Genomic DNA, 11,974 nt, shown 5'->3' with positions numbered 1-11,974 from the left:
TAAAAAATTGATGAAAAAATGTTTGTTTTCATATAAAATAAAGATAAACGGAAATAAACAGTAGTAAACAATATATAGACAGGAAGGGAATGTGTGATGTTAAAAGGGATTCCCAAGATTATTAGTCCAGAACTGATAAAAATACTGATGGAAATGGGTCATGGTGATGAAATAGTCTTAGCAGACGGAAACTTTCCTGCCGCATCGAATGCTGAAAGATTAATTCGTTGTGATGGCCATGGAGTACCAGAGTTATTAGAGGCAATTTTGAAATTTTTTCCTTTAGATACATACAGTGACCATTCGGTTTCACTCATGCAGGTAGTAGAAGGTGATGCGACTCAGCCGAAAATTTGGGATGATTATTGTGCAGTTATACAAAAATATGATTCACATTTTTCTTCCTTTAAAATGGTGGAGCGATTTGATTTTTATGAGAGATCTAAAAAAGCTTACGCCATTGTTGCTACTGGGGAGAACGCTCTATATGCGAATATAATGTTGAAAAAGGGTGTAGTGGTGGATGAAGAATGAATGAGGGGAGGGAAGCTTTTTGCTTGTGATTGAGAGGCAAAATAAGATTGCTGAAATGGTAAATGAGCGGGGGAGTATGAGAGTCTCCGAACTCAGCAAACTATTCAGTGTAACGGAAGAAACGATCCGTAGAGATTTGGAAAGGCTTGAAAAGGAAGGATATCTTCGAAGAACACATGGCGGAGCTGTGGGAACGAAGGAGTCCTCTAATGAACTACCTTATGTTCAAAGGGAAGTGATGAATATCGAAGAAAAAAAACAAGTGGCAGAAATCGCTCTAAACTATATTGAACCTTATGATCGAATCATATTAGATGCCAGTACTACGGCAATGTATATGGCCCAAGCATTGCCTGATATTCAGCTGACGGTTCTAACGAATTCCTTAAAGGTAGCAACAGAGTTATCTAGTAAAAGGAAAATAACTGTTCATTTAACAGGTGGCATGTTATGGTCTGATTCATTATCATTTGTTGGGCCGCAGGCAGAAAGGGGATTGTCTAATTATTATGTTGATAAAGCCTTTTTTTCCTGTAAAGGAGTGGACCCAGAATGGGGCGTAAGTGATTCAAATGAATTACAGGCATTAGTGAAGAAAAAGTTGCTCGAAATCTCTAACAAATCCTTTTTGTTGGTCGGTCAAAGTAAATTTGGTGTCAAAGCATTTTCACCAATCTGTCAATTAAATCAAATAGATGCCATCATCACAAACTCTGCCATTCCAGAGAGTCCATATTTAAAAAAGATAAAAGATATGTCCAAAACATTCATACAGGTCTAAAGTATGAAATGATCAATTATATATGTAGGGATAATGGAATAATATTTTTAAAATTTTTAATAAACAGAATTGATTTTATTTTGTTTTTTGATTAAAATAAAAACAAATAAACAAAATGAAAGATATTTTTTGTACCGAAAATTTGGATTTATATTGCTTTACTTCGATTATTTTTTTAATTTCTATGTAAACGATTTCAAGATTAGATGAGATAGTAGGTGGTAAGGATGGGTGAAATATTACTTGAAATGAAGGGGATTAGCAAGGCTTTCCCTGGGGTACAAGCATTATCAAAAGTCAACTTAGAATTAAAATCAGGAGAAGTTCTCGCGCTTTTGGGTGAAAATGGTGCAGGGAAATCTACCTTAATGAAAATTTTAACAGGGATTTATCAAAAGGATGAAGGATCCATTTTGTATCAGGGAAAAGAAATTGAGGTCCCAGACACGAAAACCGCGCAAAACTTAGGCATTAGCATTATTCACCAGGAATTAAATCTAGCCCCGGATCTTACTGTTGCTCAAAATATCTTTATTGGAAGAGAGCCTAAAAAAGCGTTTAACCTTTTATTAGACGAGAAGAAGCTTAATGATCAGGCTCAAGAGCTATTTGATCGGTTAAATATTCAACTGAATCCTCGTGAAAGAATTGGAAATCTAACAGTAGCGAAGCAGCAAATGGTTGAAATTGCGAAAGCACTTTCCTTTGACTCGAAGGTTCTTATCATGGATGAGCCGACAGCCGCATTAACCGATTCAGAAATTGATTCTTTATTTACCATGATTAGAAAGTTACGTCATGACGGGGTGGGCATTATCTACATTTCTCATAGAATGGAAGAATTAAAGAAAATTACCGACCGAGTGACGATAATGCGGGATGGTACATATGTAGGCACTGTATATACTCAGGAGACCACAGTGGACCAAATCATTTCTATGATGGTTGGTCGTCAAATTTATCAAAATCAAAAACCTGAGATTAAAAATAATAGTTCCGAGAAAGTGCTTGAAGTGAAAAATTTGAACAGGGGCACCAGTATAAAAAATGTAAGCTTTGAACTTCGCAAAGGTGAAATTCTTGGATTTGCTGGTCTAATGGGGGCTGGAAGAACGGAAGTAGCCCGGGCCATATTCGGTGCAGACAAAATTGATTCAGGTGAAATTACAATTAAAGGGCAAAAGGTGTCCATCAAAAGTCCAACTGATGCCGTTTACCACGGAATTGGTTATTTATCAGAGGACCGAAAACAGTACGGTTTAATGCTTGAGATGGATATAAAGGCAAACGTGGCCATTGCGTCTATGCAGGATTTTTTAAGCGCTGGCTTTATGAAGGGGTCACAAATAAGCGAGCAAGCTAACGAGATGGTTGAATCCTTAAAAATCAAAACACCATCGGTTCACCAGCTGGTTAAAAATCTATCTGGTGGAAATCAGCAAAAGGTTGTCATTGGGAAATGGTTAACGAGAAATTCCGATATCTTAATTTTTGATGAACCTACCCGTGGTATCGATATTGGGGCAAAAGATGAAATTTATAAGTTATTAAACAGTCTAGCTGAACAAGGGAAATCGATTATTATGATTTCTTCGGAACTCCCTGAAATATTAAGAATGAGTCACAGAGTCATTGTGATGTGTGAGGGAAGGATTACTGGAGAGTTAATAAATGATGAACATATTAGTCAAGAATCAATTATGTCACTTGCGACAAAACGAGTAGGGTAAGTGGTCTGCAACTTGATTTTCTAAGGAGTGTTAATGATGGAGACACAATTAGTTTCAAATGATAAGAAAAAAATCCAAATGAAGTCAAATGCCATTCAGCAGTTTTTAGCATTTGCAAGTTTAATCGTTCTCTTTATATTCTTTTCGATCGCTTCGCCGAATTTTTTTCAATTTGATAATGTTATAGGAATCCTTCTTTCTACGTCTGTCATTGGGATCCTTGCTTTAGGTGCTACATTTATCATTATTACTAGCGGAATCGATCTATCTGTCGGAACGGTTATGACTCTATGTTCGGTCATGGCGGGTATCTTTATTACAAGTATGGGGCTCCCTGTTATTATCGGAGTGATTGGCGGGATTTTAACCGGTGCGGTAGCGGGACTTTTAGCAGGTTTAGCTATTTCAAAAATGAGAATCCCTCCGTTCATCGCTACACTAGCAGTGATGATGATTGCAAAAGGGCTTGCGCTAGTCATTTCTGGTGCTGCACCAATCTATTTTACTGCTATACCCGGCTTCACCAAAATAGCAATGGGCAATATTATTCCAGGAGTTCCAAACGCAATAGTGATCTTCTTTCTAATGGCAATCATTGGGGCGATTCTATTAAATAAAACAATTATTGGCCGATATACATTTGCTATTGGTAGTAACGAAGAAGCAACACGCCTATCGGGTGTGAATGTGAATAAGTGGAAAGTGATTATTTATATAATTGCCGGCATTTTTACTGGTGTTGCTGGAATTGTGATGGCTGCACGTCTCAATTCAGCACAACCGGCCTTAGGTCAAGGATATGAATTGGAAGCGATTGCAGCTGTAGTTATCGGTGGAACTTCATTAAGCGGTGGTAAAGGGACAATTCTAGGAACCGTAATTGGCGCCTTAATTATGAGTGTCCTAACAAATGGTCTTCGAATTTTATCTGTTCCACAGGAATGGCAGACAGTTGTAGTAGGTGCCGTAATCTTGATAGCTGTTTATGCAGACGTCTTAAGAAATAAAAAGTCTAAATAAATTTTCCGGTATTACTCTCATTAGAGAATAATATATTAATAATTTTAGGGGGTATATCATTTGAAAAAGGTAAGTAGTATTTTCTTAGGGGCAATGCTTTTATTCTCGTTAGTTTTAAGTGCCTGCTCTTCTGACAAAACAAATTCCAGTACTGGGGATACTAGTTCTGGCGATAAGAAAGACGGTAAACCTTATGTAGCTATTATTTCAAAAGGTTTCCAACATCAGTTTTGGCAAGCTGTAAAACAAGGAGCTGAAAAGGCTGCCAAGGAGTTTGATGTTACGATTACATTTGAAGGACCTGAAAGTGAATCTCAAGTAGATAAGCAAATTGAGATGCTTCGTGCAGTGCTTGATAAAAAGCCAGCTGCTCTAGGCTTTGCGGCGCTTGACAGCCAAGCGGCAATTCCTCTATTACAAGAAGCTAAAGATAAAAATATTCCGATTATTGCTTTTGACTCCGGTGTAGAAGGCGACCTGCCTTTAGCAACAGCTGCCACTGACAGCCGTGCAGCCGCTGCTCTTGCTGCAGATAAAATGGCTGAATTAATTGGAGGAAAAGGCGAAATCGCGGTAGTGGCACATGACCAGGTAAGTAAAACAGGAATTGAACGTCGTGACGGTTTTGTTGATAGAATCAAAGAAAAATACCCTGATATTAAAATTGTAGATATTCAATACGGTGGCGGTGACCACCTGAAATCTACTGATGCAGCAAAAGCTATTATGCAGGCACATCCAAAACTTAAGGGTATTTTCGGTACAAATGAAGGATCAGCCATTGGTGTAGTTAATGCTGTATCTGAAATGAATAAAAAAGACGTTGTAATTATTGGTTTTGACTCAGGTAAACAACAAATTGATGCTATTAAGAGTGGTTTAATGGCAGGAGCCATCACACAAAATCCAATTGGTATTGGCTATGAAACGGTAAAGGCTGCAGTCGATGCCATCAATGGTAAGGAAGTTGAGAAAAATATTGACACTGGTTTCTTCTACTATGATAAATCTAATATTGATAATGAAGAAATCAAAGCTGTTCTTTACGAATAAAAATTACAGAGATGCTTTCAATTTGGGGGCATCTTTTTTGTCGATTCTAAAACAAATTTGTTCACTAAGATAAGTTGATTTAAATTATTTTATTTTTACAAAAATATTGAGTTCTTTTGTTATTTTTGATAAAATCAACACAAGTAAAGATAAATAAAAATAAATTCACAATTCTTTTTTACTTTTTGTTTGTTAACGCTTACACTTACTTGTTTTTCTTTTGAGGTTTGTGAGATATATCTGTTCTGTATGTGTCTATGATAGTAATAAAGAATAGGAGGAATTATAGATGACACTTAAAGGAAAAGTCGCAATTGTAACCGGTGCAGGAAAGGGAGTTGGCAGGGAACTTAGCAAAAGGCTGCTGTCACAAGGGGTTTCTGTTATTGGAGTCTCAAGGAATGAGGAAGATTTACATGATCTGAATCTTGAAACAAAAATAATTCAGAATAGTGCTGAATCGACATTTATCGCATTATCGGGAGATGTTTCAGTAGTAGAGACAGCTGAAAAGGCCATACATATTGCCAAAGAGCGGTTCGGGAAAGTTGATATTCTTGTAAATAATGCCGGCGTAGGTAGATATGGTCCACTCGACGACCTTAGCATTGAGGATTACGACGTGATGATGAATAGCAATATGAGGAGTACCTTCCTGTTTACAAAAGCTGTCCTTCCTTTTATGAAGAAAAACAAATATGGGCATATTGTAAATGTTGCCTCTGTTGCGGGAAAGAAAGGCCTTCCAAATGAAACCATCTATTGTGCTACGAAATTTGCACAAGTGGGCTTTGCTCAAGCCTTGGATCACGAGGTGCGCTCGTATGGGATAAAAGTTAGCAGCGTTTGTCCCGGAGGAATTAACACCAACTTTGCGATGGGAACAGGTCGTACATTGAATGATCCTGCTTTAGATGACTTTCTTGATGCAGAGGATGTAGTAAAGGCTATTTTATTTATTTTGGAACAATCCCCAAAAAGTAGAATTATAGAATTGTTTATGAGACCAATCTCGGAACCAATTTAATAGAAAAGATCAATGAGGTGAGAATGTTGTCAAATGTAATAAAGGATTTAAAGCAGTATGCTGATAAAATTGTACAAACAGGTTTAGTGGTGGGAGCAGGTGGGAATTTGAGTATGCGTGATGGAAATATCATGTATATTTCTCCAAGCGGCTTTGATTTACAGGAAATTGAAGCTCATCAATGGGTACGAGTTGATATTGAAACTGGAGAAATTCTAGACAATTTAAAGCCCTCTTCTGAGGTTCTCATGCATTTAGAATGTTTTCGTAAACGCCCTGATATAACAGCCGTGCTCCATGCTCATCCAAGTTATTCAGTAGGTGTTTCTTCTGCGGGTAAAGATATCCCATGTCAATTTCCAGACTTTCCTGCAATGATTCGGAATGTCTCATATTTAGAGTATTTAATTCCAACGACTGAGGTATTGGCGGATGCCGTCGCCGAGGTGATTCCGGATACAGACGTCGTTGTTATGAGAAACCATGGAGTTCTGACAGTCGGAAAGTCCATGAAGGAAGCTTATTTCTTTTTGCAAATCATAGAGGAAGCGGCGAAGGTTTATACAATCTCTTCTACAGTAGGGGTTCCGCGAATTTTAACTGAAGAAGAATGTCAAGCCTTAAGAAATCTATCGTCTGAAAAATATCGATCAGAATTATTGAAGGAATCTAAGTAAAATTCCAAAGGGAGTGAATCAATGAAAAATGTATGGGCTTTCGATTTAGGAGCATCAAATGGCCGATTAATGGTTAGTCAATTTGATGGAAATTACCTTCATTTGGATGAAATCCATCGATTCCCAAATCAACCCGTACAGTTAACCGGGCACTATTATTGGGACATTCTTAGAATATATCAAGAAATGAAAAATGGAATGGTTAAAAGTATCCAAAAGGGATTTAGGACGATTGAAAGTTTATCCATCGATACATGGGGCGTTGATTTTGGTTTAATTTCTGCTAGTGGAGAGCTTTTGGGAAATCCATATTCCTACAGAGATCCCCATACAAATGAAAGTTTAAAAGAAATAGTAAAAACCATACCAAAGGAAGAACTTTTCACTCGAACCGGTGTTGAGCCGGCAGCAATCAATACTATTTGTCAGCTGAATGCCATTAAGGAGAACAATCCAGGTTTGCTGGAAAGGGCGGAGACTCTTTTGCTGACACCCAATTTATTAAGTTATTTATTTTCTGGTATGAAGGTTAATGAATATACCATTAGTACCACGACATCGTTATATAACTTTCAACAACGCAATTGGGACTTTTCTATAATGGAGGCGCTAAATTTCCCCAAGCATTTAATGGCTAATATTGTTGAGACCGGAACCATCATTGGCTCTACTCTCGATTCGGTCAATCAGGAAGTAGGTACTTCACCTGTTAAAGTAGTGGCAGGGGCCGGTCACGATACAGCCTGTGCGCTCGCGGCATTACCGATTAAGGTAGAGAATGCAGCATTTATGAGCTGCGGAACGTGGATTTTGATGGGGGTTCAGGTAAGTGAACCAGTCGTCTCGAAGGAAGCGTTGCAATGGGGTTTTACTAATGAAGGAACAGCTGATGGAGAATACCGCCTGCTAAAAAATACGATGGGATTATGGCTCATACAAAAATGTCGGGCAGCATGGCTAAATGAAGGGATAAGCATTACATACGAAGAAGAGGGACAGTTAATTCGGAATTCAAAACCATTTCAAAGCTTGATTGATCCGGACGATCCTGAATTCTTTAACCCGGAGAATATGCCAAAGAAAATAAGGGAGTATTGTGTTAAAAAAGTTCAACAGCCACCAGAAACTAAAGGAGAGTTCCTGCGTTGTATATTAGAAAGCTTATCCCTCAAATATCGCTGGGTGATTGAACGATTGGAACATTTGACAGGCAAGCGGATAGAGGTGATTCATATGGGCGGAGGCGGCATTCAAAACGAATTCTTATGTCAATTTACCGCCAATGCTACTAATCGCCGGGTAGTTGCCGGTCCTGTTGAAGCAAGTGCGATTGGAAATTCGCTATCCCAATGGATCGCCCTCGGAGAAATAAAGGATTTGAAGGAAGGGCGGGAAATTGTTGAGCAGTCCTTTCAGCTACGAACCTACGAACCGCAAAATCAAGCAGATTGGCATGATGCCTATGGACGATTTATTAAGTTATTACATTAAGAAAAGGGGTTTTTTTTATGAGCGTAATTAAGAATAGATATTATGGCCAACTACCTAAAATTGGGATCAGACCTACAATTGATGGAAGAAGAAATGGTGTTCGAGAATCATTAGAAGAAACGACCATGAACCTCGCAAAATTGGTTGCTGGATATTTAAGTGAAAATCTAAAACATTATACCGGGGAGCCGGTTCAATGTGTCATTGCCGATACTTGTATTGGTGGAGTAGCAGAAGCGGCGCAGACAGCTGAAAAGTTTGCACGAGAGGGTGTTGGGGTGTCCATTACGGTTACACCATGCTGGTGCTATGGTTCTGAAACAATGGATATGACTCCTGACATTCCGAAGGCTGTTTGGGGCTTTAATGGAACCGAACGACCTGGTGCGGTTTATTTAGCTGCTGTTCTTGCTGCTCATAATCAGAAGGGGATCCCTGCCTTTGGTATATATGGCAAGGATGTTCAAGATGTTGGGGATACAACGATTCCGGATGATGTAAAAGAAAAACTGCTGCAATTTGCAAAGGCTGGTCTTGTAGTTGCTACGATGAAAGGTAAATCTTATCTTTCAATGGGAAGCGTTTCCATGGGGATTGCAGGCAGTATGGTTCAAGAAAGCTTCTTCCAAGAATATCTAGGAATGAGAAATGAATATATTGATAGTACGGAATTTATTAGACGTATGGATAAAGAAATCTATGATAAAGAAGAGTATGAAAGAGCGTTAAATTGGGTGAAAGAAAATTGCAAGGAAGGTCCGGATCATAATCAAGAGAATATGCAGCGGTCCAGAGAAGAAAAAGATCGCGATTGGGAAATAAGCGTGAAGATGGCGTTGATTGCAAGAGATTTAATGGTTGGAAATCAAAAGCTAGCAGAAATCGGTTATGGGGAAGAAGCGTTAGGGCATAACGCCATTGTTGGAGGGTTCCAAGGACAACGTCAATGGACAGACCATTTCCCAAATGGCGACTTTATGGAAGCTATTTTAAATTCCTCCTTTGATTGGAACGGTATACGTCCTCCTTACCTCCTTGCAACAGAAAATGATAGCTTAAATGGAGTGACAATGCTTTTTGGTCATCTGCTAACAAATACAGCGCAAGTATTTGCCGATGTTAGAACCTACTGGAGCCCGAATGCAGTAGAACGTGTGACCGGGTATAAGCCTGAAGGGTTGGCGGAAAATGGATTTATTCATTTGATTAACTCAGGTCCAGCAGCCCTCGATGGAACCGGAGAACAAACCAAGGACGGAAAACCAGCCATGAAACCGTTCTGGGAAATTGATGAGGAGGAAGCACAGAAATGTCTTGATGCCACTTTATGGCGACCATCCTCTACAGGGTACTTCCGAGGGGGAGGCTACTCAAGTGATTTCTTAACAAAAGGCAGCATGCCTGTTACCATTGCCAGAATCAATCTTGTGAAAGGGCTAGGACCGGTCCTGCAATTAGCTGAAGGTTACACCGTTGAATTGCCGAATGAGGTGCATGATCAGCTTGATAATCGTACAGATCCGACTTGGCCCACGACATGGTTTGTACCAAATTTAACGGGTGAAGGTGTATTCAAAGATGTTTATTCAGTGATGAACAGTTGGGGAGCTAATCACTGTGCCATGAGCTATGGTCATATCGGTGGTGACATTATTACACTGGCATCTATGCTACGAATTCCTGTCAATATGCATAATGTCCCAGAGGCTGAGATTTTTAGACCAAGCGCTTGGGGAATGTTCGGCACGAAGGATGTAGAAGGATCAGATTTTAGAGCTTGTCAAAATTTTGGTCCATTGTATCGCTAATCTCATACTGGAATAAAAACCCCTGATCAATGTTCAGGGGTTTTTATAAGAAGTTTCCATTCTTTTAAACCACAATCGAAAAGAGGTTTTTTAATGAATACTAGAAAATATGCTATCGGTGTCGATTATGGAACGGAATCAGGAAGGGCCGTGCTTGTGGACGTTTCTACTGGAGAAATAATTGCGACACATGTCACAGCTTATAAGGATGGGGTAATAGACCAACACTTGCCTCATTCCTCCATTATCTTGGACCAGGATTTTGCTTTGCAAAATCCGAATGATTATCTAACAGTACTCTCCACCTCTGTGCCCGAAGTCATCAGAGCCTCTGGAATCAGCCCGGAAAATGTAATTGGCATAGGGATTGATTTCACATCTTGCACTATTTTACCGACTGATGGCCATTTGGAACCTCTTTGTTTCAAAGAACAGTATAAAGAAAATCCCCATGCATGGGTTAAGCTATGGAAACATCATGCTGCCCAGGATGAAGCCAATCAAATTAATCAAATCGCCCTAGAGCAACGAGAAGAATGGCTAAAGCGATATGGGGGGAAGATTTCCTCTGAATGGATGCTGCCAAAGGTCTGGCAAATTATAAATGAAGCACCGGAAATATACAACGAGGCTGAATATTTTCTTGAGGCGGCTGATTGGGTCACATCCACATTGACCGGTTCTATTAAACGTAATAGCTGTGCAGCCGGTTATAAAGGCACCTGGCATAAAAAAGAAGGCTATCTTTCACCGGAATTTTTAAAGCAGCTTCATCCGGAATTACAGGACCTATATGAAACTAAGCTAAGAGGTGAGGTAATTCCAACAGGAACGAAAGCCGGTGAATTGACGGCTGAAATGGCGGAATTAATGGGGATTTGTCCAGGTACTGCAGTTGCTGCGGGGATCATTGATGCACATGCCGGAGTACCAGGGGTAGGGGTAACAGGCACTGGAAGTATGGTTTTGGTAATGGGGACATCTACTTGTCATATGCTTTTAAGTGATAAGGAAGTGTATGTAGAGGGAATAAGCGGGGTTGTAGAGGATGGAATCATTCCCGGACTGTTTGCCTATGAAGCCGGCCAAGCAGCTGTCGGTGATATATTTGCTTGGTTTGTCGACCAAAATGTCCCGGCATATATTAAAGAAGAAGCCGAAAATGCAGGATTATCTGTTCATTCATTATTAGAGAAAAAAGCAAGCATTCTTAAACCAGGTGAAAGTGGGCTGCTTGCCTTAGATTGGCATAATGGAAACCGAACTCCATTGGTAGATGCTGATTTAACAGGCCTGCTCGTAGGTGTCACGTTATCAACAAGACCAGAAGAAATCTATCGAGCTTTAATCGAATCCACGGCGTTTGGAACCCGTTCGATTATTGATACCTTCCGTCATAATGGGGTAGAAATAAAGGAGCTGTACGCTTGTGGCGGCCTCCCACACCGTAATAAGCTGCTCATGCAAATATATGCTGATGTCACCAATATGGAAATAAAAATCTCTGACTCTACGATTACTCCAGCTATCGGGGCGGCTATGTTTGGTGCTGTTGCAGCCGGAAGCCAGAACGGAGGCTATGATTCTATTGAAACAGCAGCCGGAAAAATGTCGAAGCTTAAAGAGGAAACCTTTAAGCCGATCCAAGAGAATGTTTTAATCTATGAAAAATTGTATAAGGAATATATTCATTTACAGGAATATTTCGGTCGTGGTGAAAATAATGTAATGAAACGTTTAAAAGAATTAAAACAAGGATAAGGACCATAACCTCAAATAAACAAAAGGTTAATACACAAAAAATAAAAGAAAACAAAACAATAAAATTTATATTCAAAAATAAACAGAAATAT

Annotated in this window: 10 protein-coding genes; all 10 read left to right on the top strand. The window is 39.4% G+C overall.

Annotation, left to right across the window (positions count from 1 at the left end; genetic code table 11):
- Positions 1-96: 96 nt before the first annotated feature.
- The 10 genes from fucU (at position 97) to A6749_RS06520 (ending at position 11,882) form a co-directional block, all read left to right on the top strand.
- Entirely contained in the window at positions 97-534 is a 438-nt protein-coding gene (fucU, locus tag A6749_RS06565) for an L-fucose mutarotase (RefSeq protein WP_066386483.1), read from the top strand.
- A 19-nt stretch (positions 535-553) separates the two neighbouring features.
- Entirely contained in the window at positions 554-1,315 is a 762-nt protein-coding gene (locus A6749_RS06560) for a DeoR/GlpR family DNA-binding transcription regulator (protein WP_066386477.1), read from the top strand.
- Positions 1,316-1,542: 227 nt separating this feature from the next.
- Complete coding sequence (locus A6749_RS06555; RefSeq protein ID WP_066386471.1) at positions 1,543-3,045, top strand: sugar ABC transporter ATP-binding protein; 1,503 nt, start codon at positions 1,543-1,545, stop codon at positions 3,043-3,045.
- Positions 3,046-3,081: 36 nt separating this feature from the next.
- On the top strand, positions 3,082-4,065 hold the full coding sequence (locus A6749_RS06550) for an ABC transporter permease (RefSeq protein ID WP_066386467.1): 984 nt from the start codon (positions 3,082-3,084) through the stop codon (positions 4,063-4,065).
- A gap of 93 nt (positions 4,066-4,158) precedes the next feature.
- The gene (locus A6749_RS06545) at positions 4,159-5,118 is read left to right on the top strand and encodes an ABC transporter substrate-binding protein (RefSeq protein WP_127490021.1); all 960 of its coding nucleotides are present in this window, start codon (positions 4,159-4,161) and stop codon (positions 5,116-5,118) included.
- 289 nt (positions 5,119-5,407) lie between these two features.
- Positions 5,408-6,145 (top strand): SDR family oxidoreductase, encoded by a 738-nt coding sequence (locus tag A6749_RS06540; protein WP_066386463.1) that lies wholly within the window; start codon positions 5,408-5,410, stop codon positions 6,143-6,145.
- Positions 6,146-6,171: 26 nt separating this feature from the next.
- On the top strand, positions 6,172-6,822 hold the full coding sequence (locus A6749_RS06535; RefSeq protein WP_084798038.1) for a class II aldolase/adducin family protein: 651 nt from the start codon (positions 6,172-6,174) through the stop codon (positions 6,820-6,822).
- A gap of 21 nt (positions 6,823-6,843) precedes the next feature.
- Positions 6,844-8,313 carry a rhamnulokinase gene (locus A6749_RS06530; protein ID WP_066386459.1) on the top strand — a complete coding sequence of 490 codons (1,470 nt, stop codon included), beginning with the start codon at positions 6,844-6,846 and terminating at the stop codon, positions 8,311-8,313.
- A 17-nt stretch (positions 8,314-8,330) separates the two neighbouring features.
- Positions 8,331-10,121, top strand: coding sequence for an L-fucose isomerase (locus A6749_RS06525; RefSeq protein WP_066386457.1), 1,791 nt, complete (start codon positions 8,331-8,333; stop codon positions 10,119-10,121).
- A gap of 93 nt (positions 10,122-10,214) precedes the next feature.
- Entirely contained in the window at positions 10,215-11,882 is a 1,668-nt protein-coding gene (locus A6749_RS06520) for a ribulokinase (RefSeq protein WP_066386453.1), read from the top strand.
- Positions 11,883-11,974 lie beyond the last annotated feature (92 nt).

The sequence above is a fragment of the Neobacillus mesonae genome (assembly GCF_001636315.1).
GTDB lineage: Bacteria > Bacillota > Bacilli > Bacillales > Cytobacillaceae > Neobacillus > Neobacillus mesonae.
The sequence above is the reverse complement of the archived record's forward strand: the minus strand, read 5'-3'. Positions and strand labels throughout refer to the sequence as shown.